This is a genomic window from Microbacterium sp. Root553 (assembly GCF_001426995.1).
In the GTDB taxonomy this organism is placed as follows: Bacteria; Actinomycetota; Actinomycetes; order Actinomycetales; family Microbacteriaceae; genus Microbacterium.
In genome coordinates this window covers 580,984-600,876 of the sequence record NZ_LMFY01000001.1, presented here as the reverse complement: position 1 = coordinate 600,876, position 19,893 = coordinate 580,984, and the positions used below count along the sequence as shown (strand labels likewise).

Genomic DNA, 19,893 nt, shown 5'->3' with positions numbered 1-19,893 from the left:
GCGGCCAGTGATAGGTTTATGCCCTGTCTTCGACTGAGGGGGTTGGCGATGGAAGATGTCCCTTACGGACGGATCCTGCGCGAGGGATGGGTGGTCATCGTCGTGCTCGCCGTGCTCGGTGCGGGCATGGGGTGGCTCGTCACCAAGATGCTCCCCGAGACGTACGCCGCGACGTCGACCCTGCTGCTGCGGGTCGACTCGACCGAGGCCTCGCTGTTCGAACGCAACCAGTTCAGCCTCGCGCGCATCAAGTCGTACCCGCCGCTGGTCGACAGCCCTGAGGTCATCGACGCCGTGCGCGACGACCTCGACCTCGACGAGGACGAGTACCCGGATCGTGACATCCGACGGATGCTGTCGGCCGAGAACACGGCCGACACCGTGCTCCTCGTCGTCCGCGCAGACGCCCCGACCGCCGCGCTGGCCACCGACATCGCCAACTCCGCCGCGACGCACCTCTCGGAGCTGATCGGCGAGACCGAGAACGACGAGGACGACTCGCGGTACACCGTGGCGCTCGACCAGGTGCTGCCCGCGGTCGCCCCGCTTGCTCCGATCTCTCCTCAGGTCACGGCCATCACCGGCCTCGGCGGCATCGCGGGCCTCGCCCTCGGTGCGATCGTCGCGGTCTACCGCACCACCACCAACCGCAGGCTGCGCACGATCTCCGATGTGCGCCGCTACTCCGGTCTGCCCGTGATCGGCCAGATCCCGCGGCGCAGCCGCCTGCATCCGGACTCGAACTCGGCCGCGATCGTGGCGTACGAAGAGGCGGCGGGCAACCTCGTCGCCCTCGCCGGCGGCGGCGTGCGCACCCACATCGTGCTGCCCACCTCGGACGGCTCGATCGATGACGACGCGGTCGCCGGGATGCTCGAGGCGCAGCGCCTGATCGGCGCCACCGTCTGCGTGATCGACACCAGGGAGACGCACGTCACCGGGCACGGCCGTACGCTCAACGAGGTGCTCGACGACGTCTCCATCGACGACGGGGAAGAGGGCGATGCCGTCTTCGTCGCCGCGGACGCCCTCTCGCTCGAGACCCTCGCCGCCGAGATGCCCGTGGCTCTCGCCGTGCTGCACGACCGGTTCGACGTGGTGATCGTGATCTGCGAGCCCGGTGCATCCGCGCTCATCGAGCGGCTGGTCGGACCCGGCGCGGGAGTGATCCTCAACGTGCGCAACAACTCGACGTCGGCGACCGATCTCGTCTCGGTGACCACGCGTCTGCGCGTGATGGGCATCCACCCCGTCGGAGTGGTGATCGTGAATGCGGGAGCGAAGTCGCTCGGGTCCATCGCCGAGTCCTGGCGGATCTCCGACCGTGACCCGGCCATCGCGGGTGCGGGAGACTCGCATGTCCGCTCCGACTGACACCTCGCGAGCGCCGCGGCAGCAGTCCGCGCATCACCCGAGCACGGCGCGCATGGTCGCCGTCGGCGGGCTGTACGCGGTGCTCATCGTGAGCGTGATCCCGTGGCGGAGCGCGACCATCTACAGCGGCGGCATCGATACGGTGGTGATCGCGAAGGCGCTGCTGGCCATGATCGCGCTCGGTGCCACGGTGATGCTCGCCGCGAGGACGCGCGAACGCGTGTCCGTCGGCATCGCGCCCGCCGGGATCATCGCCGTCGCTCTGCTCGTCAGCGCGCTCGGCTCGACCCTCGCGGGCAACGACTCGTCGACCATCGTGCTGGTGGGCAGGATGTTCGTGGTGATGGCGACCATCCTGTTCCTGCTCACGACCGTGCCGTGGGTCACCAGCATCGTGTGCCTGCTCTCGGCCATGGCCGCCGTCGCCCTCGTCGCCGCCGTGACCGGGGTGCCGACGCTCGCCGCGAGCGGGAGGCTGGGCGGGGGCATTCCCGAGATCCATCCGAACGAGCTGGCGGGACTCGTGGGAGCGCCCCTCGTCGGGCTGGTCATTCTGATGCTCCGCGACGGGGTGCGCGCGTGGCGGCTGGTCGCCACCGTCGTGCTGGTGGGGATCGCGGTCGCCACCGGATCGCGCATCGGCCTGCTCGCGATCGCGATCGGCATCGTCGCGGCGGTGCTGGTCAACGGCATCCGCGATCGCAGTGTGCTCTACCTGCTCCTCGGCGCCCTGCCCCTCGGCTACGCCATCGGCTCGTTCACCGACGTCTTCGGCAGCCTGGCCACGCGAGCAGGCTCGAACGACACGTCGACGGCCCTGGATTCGCGCTTCGACGTGTGGCGGGTGGTGCTCGGCTGGGACTGGTCCGAGTGGCAGAAGTGGATCGGGATCGGGCTCTCGGCCAAGGAGATCCCGGTCGACATCAAATGGCGCGACACCCAGGTGCTCGACAGCAGCTGGGTCTCGCTGCTCGCGCAGACCGGCCTGATCGGCACCGCCCTGATCGCCGCGCTTGTCGTGTGGTGCGTCGCGAGCGCTCTGATCTCGGCGCGGCGTCGCTGGCTGCTCACTCCGCTGCTCACCCTGGTGATCGTCCGATCGATCACCGAGAGCGGCCTGGTCGACAGCGCGATGGCGTTCATCCTCTTCTTCACGGTGGCCTCGCTGCTCACCCATCGCTCCCGACATTCGGACGACCCGGACGGTCTGCGTCTCGATCGGGTCGAAGAGCCCCGCTCCCGGCAGACGGCTCTGACCTAGAATGACGGATGTCCGCGTCCTCGACGCAGGGCATCGGCGTGCGGAGGAGGAGACCTGTGGCGCAATCACGCACGGAATCGCAGCGGCGCATGGGCTGGCGCGGCTGGGCCCTGGTCGCGCTGATCGGCGCCCTCCTCGTCGGCGGGATCGTCTGGGGGGTGATCGCCAACGGCGGCTCAGGACAGGCCGGTCCCGGTGCCGGGGCGAGCTCCGGGCCGGCCGCGACGCCGACGCCCCAGCCGACCGAGTTCGAGACGCCGACCCCGGGAGCCACCGACACGGTGGCCAAGCCGGATGACGCGGCGGAGGTGCCGCTCGACGAGCCCGCCCCCGCTGTCGAGGGAGTGGTGGCCGAGGTCGTCGCCATCGAGTCCGTCACCGCCGGAGGGGACATCCCCGGAGAACCCAGCGGTCCGGCCGTGCAGGTCACGCTGCGACTCGTGAACGGCTCGGATCAGGCGGTCGACACCGCCGGGGCGAACGTCACCATGACCTATGGCGGCGACGACCGGCTGCCCGCGTCGGGCATCACCGGCGAAGGCACCTCGATCTGGCCGCAGACGATCGCCGCGGGCGGCAGCGCTGACGCCGTGTTCCAGTTTGCCGTTCCCTCTTCTCCCGAGGGGGACGTCCGTGTTATCGTCGATATATTGGCCTCTGCGCCAAACGTCGTCTTCGTCGGACCGCGACCGTAGGTCACCTCTTCCGAACGACGATTCACTGGGGAATTATCGTTCTGTGCCGAAGTAGGGGTCGCGCACGAACGGTCCATCATCTGGGGAGATGAACGATGGGCACTACAGCAATGTCTTGGGGACGCCGCGCACGTGGGGGTTTCGTCGCGATCGCGATGACGCTCGCCGTCGCATTCGGATCGCTGGTCGCGATCGCGCCGGCACAGGCGGACGTGAGTCCGCCGGCAGGCGAGGCGAAGACGGTCACCGCCGATTCGCTGCCGACCGTGCAGATCAACGGCATCGTCTGGGATCAGGCCGTCGTCGGCAACGTGGTCTACGCGGCAGGCAAGTTCACCAGCGCCCGCCCCGCAGGGGCCGCCGCCGGCACGAACGAGACGCCGCGGTCGAACCTCCTCGCCTACGACATCCGCACCGGTGTGCTGATCACGTCGTTCGCGCCCTCGATCAACGGGCAGGTGCGCCAGATCGAGGCGTCGCCCGACGGCACACGCCTGTACATCGTCGGCGACTTCACGACCGTGAACAGCCAGACGCGCAACCGCGTCGCCGCGTTCGATCTTCCGAGCGGAACGCTCTCGACGTTCAACCCGAACTCCAACGGCGTCACGTCGGGCGTCGCCGCGACGAACGACGCCGTGTACATCACCGGCACATTCGGACGCATCTCCGGCAACGACCGCTCGGGTGCGGCGGCGTTCACCCGCAGCGGATCGCTGCTGCCCTGGGCGCCGGTCCTCGAGCAGCGTCAGGGCAAGGTCGTCACGGTCTCTCCCGCGGGCGACAAGGTCGTGCTCGGCGGCAACTTCCAGACGGTCAACGGCAGCTCCAACCCCGGATACGGCCTGGCGATGGTGTCGGCATCCGACGCCACGCTGCTGCCCTTCGCGGCGAACAACGTCGTGCGCAACGCAGGACTCGACGCCGCCATCCTCTCGCTCAAGTCCAGCGGCGACGACATCTACGGCACCGGATACGTCTTCGGCAACGGCGGCAACCTCGAGGGGTCCTTCCGTGCCTCCTGGGCCAGCGGCGACCTCGTGTGGGTCAACGACTGCCACGGCGACACCTACGACGTCCAGCCCATGGGCGACACGGTCTACGCGGCCGGCCACTCGCACTACTGCGGCAGCCTCGAAGACGGCTTCCCGCAGAGTGACCCGTGGTCGTTCTACCGCGGCATCGCCGTGTCGAAGGACGTCGCGCGCACCACGCCGTACGGCCTGAACCTCGGATACCACGAGTTCGGCGGAAACCCCGCCCCCAAGCTGCTGCACTGGTTCCCCTCCTTCAACGCCGGCAACGTCAGCGGCGCATCGCAGGGACCGTGGTCGGTGAGCTCGAACAGCGAGTACCTCGTCTATGGCGGCGAGTTCACACGCGTCAACTTCACCGGGCAGCAGGGCCTCGCCCGCTTCGCGGTGACCGAGAAGTCCACGAACGCCCAGGGCCCGACCCTGTGGAACACGGCATGGCCGGCCTCGGCGCTGGCGCTCACCGGCGGATCGATCCGCGTGAGCTGGCCCCTCAACTTCGACCGCGACAGCGAGTTCCTCAAGTACGAGGTGCTGCGCGACAACGTGGTCGTCAAGACCTTCGAGAACGTGCGGTCGAAGTCGGCCGACTGGGGACTGCCCCCGATGGCCTTCGTCGACACCACCGTCACGAACGGCACGAGCTACACCTACCGGGTCAGAGCCACGGACAACGAGGGACATTCGATCCTCGGTGGAACCGCGACCGTGACGGCCACGGGCTCCGCGGCTCCGAGCGCCTACCGCACCGCGGTCCTCGACGACGCGCCGCTGAACTACTGGCCGCTCGACGACTCCTCGGCCACGCTCTCGTACGACTGGGCCGGAGCATCCGACCTCGCCGTGCGCAGCGGCGTGACCCGCGGCACCTCGGGCGCGATGCTGTCCGACACCCGACCGGCCTCGTCGTTCGACGGCTCGGGTGAGGGCTTCGCCTCGACCACCACGGCGATCGCCGGTCCGAACACCTTCGGCCTCGAGGCCTGGTTCAAGACCACGGCGACCGACGGCGGCAAGATCGTCGGCTTCGGCAGCAGCTCCACCGGCGCGTCCGGCAGCTATGACCGTCACGTCTACATGGAACCGGGTGGACGGGTCACCTTCGGCGTGTACCCCGGGTCGTCGCAGACGATCAGCTCGGCGGAGTCCTTCAACGACGGTCAGTGGCACTACATGTCCGCGGGCCTCAGCGACGGCGGCATGGTGCTGTACATCGACGGCGTCCGCGTGGCGCAGCGCACCGACGTCACGTCGGGACAGGCCTACAACGGATACTGGCGCGTCGGCGGCGACACCTCTTGGGCGGGTGCGGCCTTCTTCCCCGGTCAGATCGACGACGTCGCCGTCTACGGCGCTCCGTTGACCCGTGAGCAGGTCGCGTCGCACTACACGGCATCCGGTCGCGAGCTCGAGGGCGCGACCGCGCCCGCCGACGCGTACGGTGCAGCCGTCTACGGCTCCGACCCCGCACTGTACTGGCGACTCGGCGAGTCGACCGGCACCGTCGCGGCGGACGCCTCGGGCTACAACCAGAAGGGCAACTACGTCGGCGGCGTGAGCAAGGGTGCGCCGGGCGCACTCGCCGATGTCGCCAACACCTCGGCGTCGTTCGAGGGCGGCCAGGTCATCAGCCGGAACGCCTTCACCAACCCGCGGTCGTACTCGCTGGAGGCCTGGTTCAAGACGGGCACCACCACCGGCGGCAAGATCATCGGCTTCGGCAACAGCCCGGACGGCAACTCCTCGGGCTACGACCGTCACGTCTACATGACGCCGGACGGCAAGCTGATCTACGGTGTCTGGGTCGGGTTCGCCGAGACCCTGCAGACCTCCGCGTCGTACAACGACAACCAGTGGCATCAGGTCGTCGCCACACAGGGCGCGACCGGCATGCGGCTCTACGTCGACGGCGTGGAGCAGGGATCCAACGGTCAGACCGGCGCCCAGGACTACACCGGCTACTGGCACGTCGGCGGCGATGTCACCTGGGGCCCCGGCGACTGGGAGTTCGACGGATCGATCGACGAGGTCGCGGTCTACCTCTCGCCGCTCGCGGCGGGGACGGTCGCCCAGCACTACGCGCTGGGCACCACGGGTGCACCCGCGAACGTCGTGCCGACGGCCAGCTTCACCTCGGCGGTGACGAAGCTCGGCCTGTCGGTCGATGCCTCGGCCTCGACCGACACCGACGGCACGATCACCGGCTACAGCTGGAACTGGGGCGACGGATCGCCTGACGGCACGGGCGCCACGGCGACCCACACCTACGCGGTGGCCGGGTCGTACACGGTGACCCTGACCGTCACCGACGACAAGGGAGCGACGGACACCGAGTCCACGATCGTCCAGGCCGTGGCCAACCAGGCTCCCGTCTCGTCGTTCACCTCGGCGGTCAGCGACCTCAAGGTCGACGTCGACGCCGGCGCCTCTCAGGACTCCGACGGCACCGTCGCCGGGTACTCCTGGAACTGGGGCGACGCGAGCCCCGCAGGCTCCGGCACGGTGGCATCGCACACCTACGCCGCCGCCGGCACGTACACGGTCACCCTCACGGTGACCGATGACGAGGGAGCCACCTCGCAGACGACCGCGTCCGTCACCGTCACGGCACCCGTGGGAGCGACCACGTACGCCTCCGATTCGTTCAACCGCACGGCGGCGAGCGGACTGGGTACCGCCGACACCGGTGGTGCATGGACTCTGTCGAACACGGCATCCAACTACCTGGTCAGCGGCGCCTACGCCGCCTTCCAGCAGCCCGCCGGAGGAGCCCAGAGGTACGCGTACCTGACCGGCGTCTCGTCGACGGACACCGCGGTCGACGTCGATGTGGTCCTGCCGCAGCGGCCGACCGGCGGCAGCGCCTACTACACCGCCTCGGCCCGCAGGGTCGGCACGGAGGACTACAAGTCGCGGATCATCGTCTCGGCCACCGGCGGCGTGCAGCTGCAGCTGCAGCGCACGGGAACGGTGCTGACGAACGTGGCCACCGGCCTCACCGTGAACGCGGGCGATGCGCTGCACCTGCGCACCGAGGCCACCGGCACCTCGCCGACGACTGTACGGGCGAAGGTGTGGAAGGTCGGCACGACCGAGCCCACCACCTGGACCTCGACCACGACGGACTCCACCGCGGGACTGCAGTCGGCCGGACACGTCGGAATCGGCGTCTACCTGGGCGGCTCCGTGACCAACGTGCCGTTCCAGACCAGGTTCGACAACTTCTGGGCAGGATCGACGGCGGGTGGCCCGACGCCTCCCGCGAACCAGGCACCGGTCGCGGCGTTCACCAGCGCGGTGAGCGGTCTGGCGGCCACGGTCGACGGCTCGACGTCGACCGACGCCGACGGCACGATCGCTTCGTACGCCTGGGAGTTCGGCGACGGCGGCACCGCGACGGGAGCGAAGCCGGCAGCGCACACGTACGCCGCCGCGGGCACCTACCAGGTGAAGCTGACCGTGACGGACGACAAGGGCGCGACGGCCACGGTGACCAACCCGGTCACGGTGACGGCTGCTCCGACCAACCAGAACCCGGTCGCCTCGTTCACCGCCACCCCGACCGCCCTCACGGTGGCGCTCGACGCCTCCGCATCCACGGATCCGGACGGCACGATCGCCTCGTACGCCTGGAACTTCGGTGACGGCGCGACGGGCACCGGGGTCACTGCCTCGCACCCGTACGCTGCGGCGGGCACCTATACGGTGACCCTCACCGTCACCGACAACGCCGGCGCGGTGAACGTCTCGACCAAGGCGGTCACGGTGGTGGCTGCGGGCGCCGCCGGGTTCGCCGCCGACGACTTCGGTCGTGCCAACGGCACGCTGGGGACGGCGCAGACGGGCGGCGTGTGGACGCAGACCAGCGGTGTCGCGAACGTGTCGATCGACAACGGTGCGGCGAAGTTCACGACGCAGGCCGCGGGGCAGACCCGCACCGCGACGCTGAACTCGGCCACCTCGACCAACACGGACATGACCTTCACGGTGAGTGCTCCGGCTCTGCCCACGGGCGCCCGCGTCTACGTCACGGCTCTCGCGAGGGTCGTCGGCTCGGACGACTACCGCGCCCGGTGGCTCATCGCCGCAGACGGATCGGTGCAGGCGCAGCTCGCCCGCGGCGGTACGGCGCTGGTGTCGCAGAACCTGACCGGGTTCACCTTCGTCCCCGGGACGGTATATAACGTGCGAGTGCAGGCATTCGGCACCGGGACGACGACGGTCCAGAGTAAGATCTGGGCGGCGGGATCGCCGGAACCGGCCACCTGGCAGGTCTCCACGACCGATTCCACCGCAGCGCTGCAGAGTGCAGGCTACGTCGGACTGTCGACCTACGCGGGATCCGGTTTCACCAGCGTCCCGTACGCCGTCACCTTCGACAACTTCATCGCACGAGGAGTGACCCCCTGAGTTTCTCAGACGCCTACCGGAGCCTGGCCGCCGCACAGAAGGGCCGGGCCCGTGGGGCCCCCGCGTACTCGGTCTTCGTCAACCGCCCCGTGGGGCGTGTGATCGCGGCCGCGGCGTACACGGTCGGGCTCACGCCCAATCAGGTCTCGCTGATCAGCGCGGCGTTCACCTTCACCGGGATCGTCCTGCTGGCCACGGTCCCGCCGTCGATCGTCCTGGGCGTCGTGGTGTGGCTGCTGCTCGCGATCGGCTACGCCTGGGACAGCGCCGACGGACAGGTGGCTCGGCTGCGCGGCGGGGGCTCTCTCGCGGGGGAGTGGCTCGATCACGTGCTGGATTCCACGAAGCTCGTGGCTCTGCCGATCGCCGTGGCCATCGGCTGGTACCGGTTCTTCCCGTTGACCTCCGAACTCTGGCTGCTGGTTCCGCTGGGGTTCGCGGTGGTCTCGACCGTGACCTTCTTCGGGATGATCCTCAACGATCTGCTCCGCGGCAAGCGAGGTGTCCCGCAGGCGGCGGAGTCAGGCGGCTTCTCGCTCGTCAGGTCGCTGCTCGGACTGCCCACGGACTACGGCGTCCTCTGCGTCGCCTTCGTGTTCTGGGGATGGGCGCCGGGGTTCGTGGTGGTCTACAGCCTGCTCGCCCTCGCTGCGCTCCTGTATCTGGCGGCGGCGCTCGCGGTGTGGTTCCGCAAGATGTCCGCGCTCGGCTGACGGAGTCGGGCTCTTCTCTTCGCGGACCGGGTTGCTCTCAGTTGATGCACAGGTATCATTCAGGGCATATCTTTATAGTCCGCCGTATCATCCGCCACCGACGTCGGATGTCTGCGCTGCTACACCCGACCCTTGCAGTGAAGAGAAGCACATCGGAGCTCCCCCATGCGTTCACGTACCCTCCCGCTCGTCGCATCGCTGTCCGCACTCCTTCTGTCCGTCGCGACCGTGTCCCCCGTCGCGGCCGCTGAGCCGGCCGACGTCGTCCTCCTGCAGGACGCCATGAGTCGTACGGTCGTCAAGGGCCTCGGCGCCGCGGCGACCGGCACCACGTACGAGGTGTCCAGCACGGCATCCTTCTCGGTCGCCAATGGCAGGGCGAAGATCGGAGCGGTGGCGGCCGGCGCCACAGCGACGGCCCGCCCGGTCGGGATCACGGCCGCGGATTCCACGCAATCGACGGTCTTCACGCTGCCGCAGCTGCCCAAGTCGGGTGCCGGCGTCTATCTCAGTCTGCAGTCGCGAGTGACCACCGGCGGCTTCTATCAGACGCAGCTCCGCATCGATCCGAAGGGCGTCGTGCTGCTCGAGACGCAGCGCGTCAACGCGGGCGTGCAGACGACGCTCGGGCACACCACCGTGCCGGAGCTGCGCGTCAAGGCGGGCATGCCGTTCGTGCTCGAGACCCGGCTCTCGGGGTCGACGGCCGTCGCCGTCGATGCGCGCGTGAGTGCGGTCGGCGCGAAACCCACCACCTGGAAGCTCTCCGTCACGGATCGCTCTGCGAAGCGCCTCACCGCCAGCGGGCGGATGGGGGTTCGCGTGTACGTGTCGCGAAGCACGCCGACCCTCACGACGCTGTTCGACGATCTGCGGGTGACGACGAAGAAGGCGACGACGCCGACGCCTCCGACCAACCCCACCAACCCGACCAACCCCACCAACCCGACACCGCCGAAACCGCCGACCAACCCGACTCCGCCGACTCCGCCGACTCCGCCGACGACTCCCGCCGGCAACGCTCCGGCGTGGAACGTGACGGGCGCGCGAACCGGAGCGGGATCCGCGGCGGTGGGCACGACGACGTACCCCGTGCCCGCGGGCGCGCTGTTCGTGAGCCCGACCGGCAAGTCCGCCGGCACCGGTACATCGGCGGCGCCGTTCGCGTCGGTGCAGGCGGCGGTCGACCGGGCCGCCTCCGGAGCGACGCTCGTCCTGCGGGCGGGCTCGTATGCCGAGTCGGTGGTGGTCCCCTCCGGCAAGAAGATCACGATCCAGTCGTACCCCGGTGAGGCCGTCTGGTTCGACGGCGCCACGACGCTGAAGAACTGGCAGTCCTCCGGTGGTCGCTGGTTCAGCGCCGACTGGAAGTACGACTTCGATTCGACGCCGTCCTTCACCCGGGGCGAGTCCGACGGCACCGCCGCCGGGTGGAAGTGGCTGAACCCGGCGTACCCGATGGCCGCCCACCCCGAGCAGGTGTGGATCGACGGCGTCGCCCAGGCCGAGGTCGCGTCGCTCGCAGCGCTCAAGGCCGGCACGTTCTTCACCGATGTCGCAGCCGACCGACTGTACCTCGGCAGCGATCCGACCGGTCGCACGGTACGCACCTCCACCCTCACGAAGGCGCTGTCGTTGCGCGGCGAGGGTGCGGTCGTGCGCGGGATCGGCGTGCGCAACTACGCGACGTCGGTCTGGATGATGGGTGCGGTCACCGTGGAAGCGCCGCGGGCGACCCTCGAGAACGTCGTCATCTACGACACCGCGACGACCGGGCTCTTCGTGGGTGCCGCGAACGCGACGATCCGTGATGTCACCCTGGCGCGGAACGGCCTCATGGGTCTCGGAGCGAACTACGCCGACGCCCTCGTCATCGACGATCTGCTCTCCCTCGAGAACAATGCGGAGCACTTCAACACCGCACCCGTCTCGGGGGGCGTCAAGATCACGAAGTCGCGTGGCGTCACCGTCACCGATTCCGCCATGCTCCGCAACGACGGACCGGGACTCTGGCTCGACCAGTCGGTGTACGACGTGCGGATCGCGGGTTCCGACTTCGTGGAGAACAGGGGAGCGGGAGCGTTCCTCGAGCTCTCGAACAAGATCGACTTCGTGAACAACCTGGTGCTGCGCAACGTCGGCAACGGCGTCAAGATCAACAACACCGGCGCTGTGAACCTCTGGAACAACACGATCATCGGCGGCGATCGCGCGGTCAACATCGTGCAGGACAGCCGCAGCTCGACGGATGCGGCTGTGCCGGGTCACAACTCGCGACGTCCGTTCCCGGACGCGACGATGCCCTGGCTCATCCGCGACATCTCGATCGGCAACAACGTGATCGGCGAGAGCTCGGGCAACTGCACGGTGTGCATCGAGGACTACACCCACCGGTACACTCCCGCCGAGCTCAGGATCAGCTCGGACGGCAACGTGATCCAGCGCAACAGCGCCAGCGCACCGACCTGGTTCGTCGTGTGGTCGCGCGGCACCGCCAACGTGGACCCCTATGTGTTCACCACCTGGCAGAGCTACCGCTCCACGACCGGACAGGATGCGAACTCGACGGCCGTCGAGGGGCGACCGGTCACCGACTCCTCCGGGCGACTGCTCGCGGGAGTCACGGCGGCGACCCGTGGTCTCCCGGGCATCGTCGCGAGCATCCTCGGCTCTTCGACGCCGACGATCGGGGCGCGGTTCCCCTGATCCACGTCCGCACGGGATGACGTGAGGGGCCGGGGTGCATATGCACCCCGGCCCCTCACGCGTCGTCCCGGACCGCGCCTACTGCGCGGGGCCGGCCCAGAAGTCGTCGTACGTGTACACCACGGGCACCGCCGTGGCGCTCGATGACAGGTAGCTGTTCACGCCCACGTACCCGGGGGCCTGGAGGGCGGCGGTGGCATCCGTCGTCGTGGCCGTCCATGCCGCGGGTTCCGCGGCGGACGTGCGCCAGATCTTCGCCTTCAGCGTGGTCGGGTTGGTCCCGGTCGCCTGGAACCTCACGCTCAGCTGGTCCGCGGCCGTGACGGAGAGGCCGCTGACCGTGGTCGTCGTGAGGATCGTCTCGGTGCCGCCGGTGGTCTTCGTCAGCCACAGCGTCACGACGCCGTTGGAGGCGACACGCACCTTCGCTCGGTAGTCGTTCGCGCTGTCGATCTGACGTGCGATCGCCGAGAAGTAGAATCCTCCGCCGGTCGAGGGCTGGGAGAACGCGAGCGTGAACCGTTCCTCGGTGTTCGTCGACGCCGTCGAGCCCGCCAACGATGCGGTGTAGTTGTTCCCCGCCGAGAGCGAGACGGTCCCGCCGGTGCCGTTGACCGCGAACTTGCTCAGTGCCGTCGAGGTGTTCGGGAACGTCGTCCAGGCGCCACCCGTGGTCGTCGCTGTGCCCCACCCGTTGGTCCCGGTGCGGGTGAAGGCGTCCTGCGCCCACACCTGCGGAGCTGCGGTGACCGTGACCGTCTTCGTCGAAGTGGCCGTCGCGCCCCGGTCGTCCGTGACCGTCAAAGTGACGGTGTAGGTGCCACCGGCCGTGTAGGTGCGGGTCGCCGTGGCGCCCGTACCCGTGCTGCCGTCGCCGAAGTCCCAGGCGTACGAGGCGATCGCCCCGTCGGGGTCGGCGGATCCGCCGGCGTTCACGCTCAGCGCGAGATTGGTCGCCGCCGTCGTGAAGGCCGCGGTCGGCGCCTGGTTCGGAGCCACGGTGACGTCGTGCGTGAGCGTGGAGGTGCCGCCGCGGTTGTCCGTCACGGTGAGCGTCACGGTGTACGTGCCCGCTCCCGCGTACGTGTGAGCGGCCGTGACCCCCGTGCCGGTCGCCCCGTCGCCGAAGGTCCACGCGTACGACTGGATGGTGCCGTCGGGATCGGTGGAGGTGGTGGCGTCGGTGCTGATCGCGAGAAGGTCCGTCGAGGTCGTGAAGGCCGCCGTCGGATCCTGGTTCGGAGCCAGCGTGGTCGTGACCGCGCGGGTCGTGCTCGCGGTCGTCCCGTTGTCGTCGGTCACCGTCAGGGTCACCGTGAACTCGCCCGCGGTGGCATACGTGTGCGATGCGGTCGCCCCCGTGCCCGTGGCTCCGTCGCCGAAGTCCCAGGCGTAGCTCGCGATCGTCCCGTCGGCGTCGGCCGAGGCCGAGCCGTCGAAGGCGACGTCCAGGTGAGCCGCCGTCGCGCTGACGGCCGCTGTCGGCGCCTGGTTCGGCACCACTGTCACCGATCGCGACACCACGTTGACCAGCGACGTGCTGTCGGTGACCTTGAGAGTGACCGTGTAGGTACCGCCCGTGCTGTAGGTGTGCGAGGCCGTGGCGCCCGTCGCGAGCACGCCGTCGCCGAAGTTCCACGCATAGGTGAGGGGGCCGCCGTCGGCGTCCGTCGAGGTGCTCGCGTCGACGTCGAGCTTCAGCTTGTTCGCCGCGGAGGTGAAGGCCGCGACGGGTGCCCGACCGGGGACGGTGCGACCGCTTGCGGCGAAGTGATCGCGGATGCTCTGCTCGGAGAGCGCCGTGGGATACACGGCGACCTCGTCGAGCGTCGCGGCGATGTAGTTGCTGGAGGTGCTGCCCCAGGTCTTGTCGCCCCCGATCCGCCAGTAGCCGCGGTAGTTCTCGGACGCAGCCATGGAGTTGCTGCCTACGAGCTGCGTGTCGAGCCAGAGCTTCATGCCGGAAGCGCCCTGCGTGGCGACCACGTGGTGCCACTGGCCGTCGTTGTACGCCGTCGGCGTGAGCAGCGTGGTCTGCGGCTGGCCGCTGCCGAACTGGATCTTGCCGTCGTTCTGCATGATGACGTGCCGATCGTACTGCGTGCTCAGACCGCTCGACGTGTTGCCGAAGCCGATCAGTGTGCCGCCCCTGGTCGTCGTCGTCTTGAACCACAGCTCGGCACTGTACGTCGTCGGAGCGTTCCAGCTCTCCTGGGCGACCACGAGAGCGTTCGATCCGTTGAAGGTCGTCGCGGTACCGGTGCCGATCGCCGACGTCTGGCCACGGGTCACCGTGCCGCCGAGATTGCCGGTCGAGCCGCCCGCCGCGGAGTCGGCGATCGTGCCCGCCGCGGTCTCGTTGAGACGCCAGTACACGTCGGGCTTGTCGGTCGACACCGCAGCGCCGTACGCATCGGTCGGCGCCGCGCTCCAGGCCGCGGAACGCCCGCTGGAGAGGTAGTGCGACCGGATGTCCGCCGGGCTCAGCGCGGTCGGGTAGACCGCGACGTCGTCGATCGAACCTGCGAGACCGGCGTTGGTCGGCTTGTTGGCGAAGCCGTTCGTCTGGTCGGCGCCGATGCGCCAGAAGCCGTTGTAGATCTTCGGCGACGTGCGCGCCTGGTCGCGGTCGACCCGCTTGCCGTCGACGAACAGCTGCATGCCCTGACTGTCGACCGTGCCGACGAGGTGGTGCCAGTTGCCGTCGTTGACCGCGGAGCGGCTGAGGACCGTGCGGTACGAACCGTCGTTGATCGCGAAGTTCGCGCGCCCCGACGTGTCGAGGTAGAGCACGCGGTCGGTGTTCCCCGATGTCGAGGTGCCCGTCGCGGAGTCGCCGAATCCGACGATGCGTCCGCCGCGGGTGTTGGTCGTCTTGACCCAGGCCTCGACGGTGACCGCCGCGGGCGCGGCGCTGACATCCTGCGTGGTCATCTTCGGGGAGCTCCCGCCCGCGGAGGTGATCGCAGCGGTGCTCTCGTTCTGCAGGGCGCCGCCCGTTCCGAGGGTCAGCCCGCTGGCGGTGCCCGGTGCGTCGCCGACGTCGTCGGAGAGGCGAGTCCCGGTCGCCTCGTCGAGGCGCCAGTAGTGGTTGGCCCCGCTCGAGCGGACCGCAGCGCGGTAGGCCGAGGTGGGTGTGCCGGACACGGTCACGTAGGGCGACCAGGCGCTCCACTGCACGTTGCCGTCGGCATCCTTCGCCCTGACCTGGTAACGCACCTGCGCGCCCGGCGTCTGTCCGCTGTCGGTGATGCTGATGTTCGGGAGGTTCCAGAACCGACCGTCGGTGCGGGTGACCGTGGCGATCTTGACCGAGGGGCTGCGGAACACGTCGTACGTGATCGTCGCGTTGTCGCGATCCCACGCGCTGTTGAAGGGAACGCGCACGACGCCCGACTCGTTCGAGTACGGAGAGGGGGTGAGTCCGGCGTTGTAGACGGGCCCGACCGCGTGCGGGGAGACGTTCGCCTTGCCGAAGCGCACCAGACCCTGCTGGGCCACATTGTTCACCTTCGGGAACTCGCCTCCGAGGACGACGTAGTTCGCGTTGCCGGTGACCGACCACGCGGCCTGACGGGAACTGGTGTACGTGCCGAACTCGAGGTCCGGGTACCAGTTCAGCTGCTCGGTGTAGGGCAGGCCCGTGAAGTCCCAGCCGTACGCGTCCTTCTGCGTGATCACGCCGGTGGGCGTCGTGCTCTCCGCGAGCGCCTTCTGCCAGCGCGACCGCGGGTTCGTGTCGCCGAATCCACCGACGACGCTGCAGTCGTGCTTGTGCGAGACCGAGTACAGCACCCCGCCCTGCGGGAAGCTCGCGTAGGTGTCGCCGAGGCAGTCGTTGAGCCAGGTGATCTGACCCGAGTACGGATCGGCGGCGAACGTGCCCTCGAACGACGCACCGGCGCCGAACGCGTAGCCGGTGCCGTACACCTGGGTGCCGTCGGTGGTGAGGCTCGAGATCGCACCGTTCAGGCCGGCGGACTTGATGCGGTCGGTGGCGGCCCAGGGGAGTGTCGCACCGGTCGCGGCATCGATCGAGGCCATGCCGTACGCGCTCGCGTCGTTGAGCGTGGTGAAGGATCCGCTGATGATCACGCGGGAGGAATCGGGGCTCGTGAGCATGTCCCACACGAAGCCGTCGCCGGCGGCGGAGGGCGCCCAGGCGGTGAGCGACTTCGTCGTGGAGTTCCATGCCGCCAGTTCGCTGCGCGGCTGACCGCCGCTGGAGCGGAAGTTCCCGCCCACGTAGACCGTGTCGCCGGCGAAGGCGAACCCGCGGACCTGTCCGTCGGCGCGCGGGGCCCAGTCGAGCATCGCGCCGGTGGCGACGTCGAACGAGGCGACGTGGGCCCGTGCCTGTCCGTCGACCGTGGTGAAGTCTCCACCGAAGTAGACGGTCTTGCCGTCGGGGGTCGCGCGGACCACGAGACCCTGTCCGTCGAACGAGTGGCTGAAGTTCGGCACCGGGTTGCCCGTGGTGATGTCGAACGCGAACACGTTGTTCGCATCGATCTCACCCGTGCCGCCGACCGGGACCCCCGGCGGGCGGGCCTTCGTGAAGCTGCCGGTGACGTAGACGGTGTTGCCGACGACGGCCTGGCTCCACACGACTCCGTTGATCTGCCAGGTGGGCAGCACGTCGGCCGTGACCGTCTCCGGCTGGCCGGGCGTATCGGCGCTCGCCGAGTCGGCGGGCAGAGCGACGAAGGCGATGGTGGCCAGTGCGGTCGCCGCCGTGGCGATCGTGGCGAGCACGCGGCGGAGACGGTTCGTCCCGCGGGTGGTGCGTGTCATGGAGGTTCCTCGTGTCGAGAGTCGTGCGGGACGGGCGGTGTCGGGAGTGCGGGCGGTGCGCATGTCAGTCCAGCCCTCCGCGGAAGACGGCGGAGGTGTGCTCGCCGTCGAAGTCGACGACGACGGTGACCTCGTCACGGGCATCGGCGGGTATGGCGAACGCATAGCTCGCGGTGGCGGTGTCGCCGGGGGCGAGGGCGCCGGCGAAGTCGACCGTGTCGGCCTCGGCGGCGTAGACGCGGACCGCGGCGGCGCCGCTCGCGTCGAGCACGGTGAGCACCGAGGTGCCCAGGTCGATCGGGTCGGAGGAGCCGTTCTCGATCGACAGCGTCAGACGCGCGTATTCGCGGCCGGGAAAGCTGCCGGGCCCCTGCGACGTCTCGGCGGCGAACGAGACGTCATCGATGCGGACGCTCACGTCGTCGCCGTATTCGACGGGCTCGTCGGTGTCTGCGGGGTCCGCCGTCACCGACGGCGCCTCCGACTGACCTGCGCGCTCGACCTTGACGACCGGCTGATCGGGATCGGTCGATCCCGCGTTCGGCGTCGGTGCGGTGCCCACGGTCGGAGAGGCGTCAGGCGACGCCGACGACGTCGCCGCCGGCTTCGTCCCTTCGGACGGATCCGTCGTCGCCTCGGCCGAACAGGCCACGAGACCCACGCACAGTGCCAGCGCCACGATGGGCGCGCATGCTCGAACAATCCCCACGATTGTCATTCCCCAGTTTCCCCAGCGGGGAGCTGCGTCAGGCCGAGACCGACCAGACCGCGTGACACCATACCCCTATGGCGCACTCCCCAATGAGGTGATCCTAGCGTGTCGCGCTCGCGAGCGCTACGGGAACTTCTAGATCGCGACGCTCTCCTCGCGGCGGCGGGAGGCCGCGGCCGCGATCTCCCGTGAGTACCTCTCGGAGGAGAACGCCTCGGCGACCGTGACCGCATCCGATGCGGCCTTCTCGCGGTACTCGTCCCACCCGTCGGAGATCCGGGCCACGGCGTCTGCGAGCGCTCCGGCATCGCTCGGCGGAACGAGGATGCTGCTGCGGGAGTGGCCGCTCGCCTCGGGGAGGCCGCCGACGTCGCTGACGATCGCCGGTCTTCCGGCGAGGGCCGCCTCCACCGCGGTGTTGCCGAAGGGCTCGTCGACCGTGGACGGGATGAGGACGATGTCGCTCTGCGCGATGTCATCCCATACCGACGCCTTGAACCCGAGGCTGTCGACCCGATCCCGCAGCCCGTGGCGCTCGATGAGCGCCTGCAGCTCGTCGGCGTATGCCTCGTTGCCGGGGAAGACCGCGCCGAGGAGCGACAGATGGGCATCGATGCCCCGGCGGGTGAGCTCGCTCAGGGCCTCGACCGCGACGTGCGGTCCCTTGCGGTGCGAGAGTCGACCGACGTAGAGCAGCCGGACCGGTCCGTCGAGGTGAGCGCGAGCGGGGACCACCGTCTCGGGGCCGCTGACGGCGTTGTAGATGATGTGCGTGCGCGCGGCCAGCCAGGGTGCGGCGTCCTCGAGCACGTCGAGGCTGAACCTGCTGTTGATCAGGACCCGGTTGGCGAAGACGAGCGGCACGTAGAGCGCCCGACGCAGCGGCCCGGTGACCGAGGCCTCGCCCTCGTGCACATGGCAGATGGTGTAACGACCGCCCAGGCGGCTCAGCGCCAACCACAGGGGAGGGGTGATCGTGTTGACGATGACCGTCCCCGCGCCGGACTCCCGCAGCACCCGAAGACTCGGCAGGATCGACCGCATCGTCTCGCCGACGAGAGTCAGGAGCCCCCGCGGACTCAGCAGCCCTTTGCGGATGATCGGCGTCGGACACTCGACGACCTCGGCGCCCGCCGCCTCCAGCAGGGCGACGAGGGGACCGGGGCCGGGCACCGTGACCACGACGCGCCGACCGTGCTGGACGAGCCCGCGCACGGTCTCCACCGCCATCCGGTCCGAGCCGTAGAGGTCGGCGCCGGGGTTGGCGAGGAGTACCGTGCGCCTGTCGCGCGTCACGCCCGCGCGCCCGCCTGCGGCCAGAACTCCTCGACCAGGCTCACCGTGGAGGCGATGTTCGCGCGGCTGGAGGCGCCGAACACGATCGACTCGAGGTTCGGCAGCGAGGTCACCCATTCGATGGCCTCGCGCGGCGGGATCGCACCGCTCGCGTACACCGACATCGCGACCGCGCGGAACGGGCGCTTCTCCATCGCGTCACGGTAGGCGTCGACGCCGCCGGACATGCGGAATCCGAGCTTGTTGATGTTCGAGCACACGATCGGGTTCTCGACGCCGGCCTTGTCGAGGTCGTCGAGCAGGCGGGGCAGATTCATCGTGATGAAACCGGGCTCCGCGTTGTAGCGCTTGCGCACGTGGTCGGCGAAGATCCGGAACGCGTCGGTGAAGCCGAGTCCGGAGAGCAGGTCGACGACGACGTTCTGCAGCCAGATGACGGGTGTCGACAGGCCCTCGAACATCTTCATCTCGGCGTCGATCAGCAGCGTCGTGATGCCCTCGATGTCCTTGCGGGCGAGCGAGGAGGTGCCGCGGGCGATGCTGTCGAGCAGTCCCTCCTCGGGGAGGAACTTGCGGACGGCGCCGAGGAAGCCGTCCTCCGTCACCGCATTCGCGTATTTGTGCGCGTAGGGCATGCACGGGAAGAACGTCATGTCCGCGTAGCGCTCCGGCTGGGTGCGGACGTGGTCGGTGACCTCGGCGATCCGGTCGTGGGTCGTGCACATGAAGGTGTGCACGCCCTCGTCGTACGCCGCGTCGAGCACGCTCATGATCGCGTCGGTGTCCTGGAAGCGCATCTGCTGGGCGCGCGCCTTCTCTTCGGACATGTGGTTCACGCCGAAGAACTGGTTGTCTCCGAACAGCAGTCGGTCCATGGTGCGGGTGGATGTCGTCATGG

General features: G+C 69.3%; 10 protein-coding genes. 6 read left to right on the top strand and 4 right to left on the bottom strand.

The genetic code is table 11. From position 1 onward, the window contains the following. Positions 1-48 precede the first annotated feature (48 nt). The 6 genes from ASD43_RS02740 (at position 49) to ASD43_RS17105 (ending at position 12,193) form a co-directional block, all read left to right on the top strand. Complete coding sequence (locus ASD43_RS02740) at positions 49-1,374, top strand: hypothetical protein (protein WP_056413243.1); 1,326 nt, start codon at positions 49-51, stop codon at positions 1,372-1,374. Then, positions 1,358-2,635 (top strand): O-antigen ligase family protein, encoded by a 1,278-nt coding sequence (locus tag ASD43_RS02735; RefSeq protein ID WP_056413240.1) that lies wholly within the window; start codon positions 1,358-1,360, stop codon positions 2,633-2,635. Before ASD43_RS02740 ends, ASD43_RS02735 begins: the two co-directional genes overlap by 17 nt. 56 nt (positions 2,636-2,691) lie before the next feature. Further along, positions 2,692-3,330, top strand: a complete 639-nt coding sequence (locus tag ASD43_RS02730) for a hypothetical protein (RefSeq protein ID WP_157550732.1) — start codon at positions 2,692-2,694, stop codon at positions 3,328-3,330. Between the two features lie 110 nt (positions 3,331-3,440). Continuing rightward, entirely contained in the window at positions 3,441-8,774 is a 5,334-nt protein-coding gene (locus ASD43_RS17615) for a PKD domain-containing protein (protein WP_056413236.1), read from the top strand. Positions 8,775-8,863: 89 nt separating this feature from the next. Continuing rightward, on the top strand, positions 8,864-9,487 hold the full coding sequence (locus tag ASD43_RS02720) for a CDP-alcohol phosphatidyltransferase family protein (protein ID WP_082539212.1): 624 nt from the start codon (positions 8,864-8,866) through the stop codon (positions 9,485-9,487). A 165-nt stretch (positions 9,488-9,652) separates the two neighbouring features. Beyond that, the gene (locus ASD43_RS17105) at positions 9,653-12,193 is read left to right on the top strand and encodes a right-handed parallel beta-helix repeat-containing protein (protein WP_056413230.1); all 2,541 of its coding nucleotides are present in this window, start codon (positions 9,653-9,655) and stop codon (positions 12,191-12,193) included. Between the two features lie 78 nt (positions 12,194-12,271). Here the strand turns inward: ASD43_RS17105 and ASD43_RS02710 are convergent, their stop codons facing one another. The 4 genes from ASD43_RS02710 to ASD43_RS02695 form a co-directional block, all read right to left on the bottom strand. Next, the gene (locus ASD43_RS02710) at positions 12,272-16,987 is read right to left on the bottom strand and encodes a LamG domain-containing protein (protein WP_162247482.1); all 4,716 of its coding nucleotides are present in this window, start codon (positions 16,985-16,987) and stop codon (positions 12,272-12,274) included. Between the two features lie 64 nt (positions 16,988-17,051). Beyond that, positions 17,052-17,666 (bottom strand): DUF4352 domain-containing protein, encoded by a 615-nt coding sequence (locus ASD43_RS02705; protein ID WP_056413224.1) that lies wholly within the window; start codon positions 17,664-17,666, stop codon positions 17,052-17,054. Between the two features lie 168 nt (positions 17,667-17,834). Then, positions 17,835-18,995, bottom strand: a complete 1,161-nt coding sequence (locus ASD43_RS02700) for a glycosyltransferase family 4 protein (RefSeq protein ID WP_056413221.1) — start codon at positions 18,993-18,995, stop codon at positions 17,835-17,837. Then, positions 18,992-19,891 carry a hypothetical protein gene (locus ASD43_RS02695; RefSeq protein WP_235564004.1) on the bottom strand — a complete coding sequence of 300 codons (900 nt, stop codon included), beginning with the start codon at positions 19,889-19,891 and terminating at the stop codon, positions 18,992-18,994. The genes ASD43_RS02700 and ASD43_RS02695 overlap by 4 nt, the downstream gene beginning before the upstream one ends. Positions 19,892-19,893: the final 2 nt, after the last annotated feature.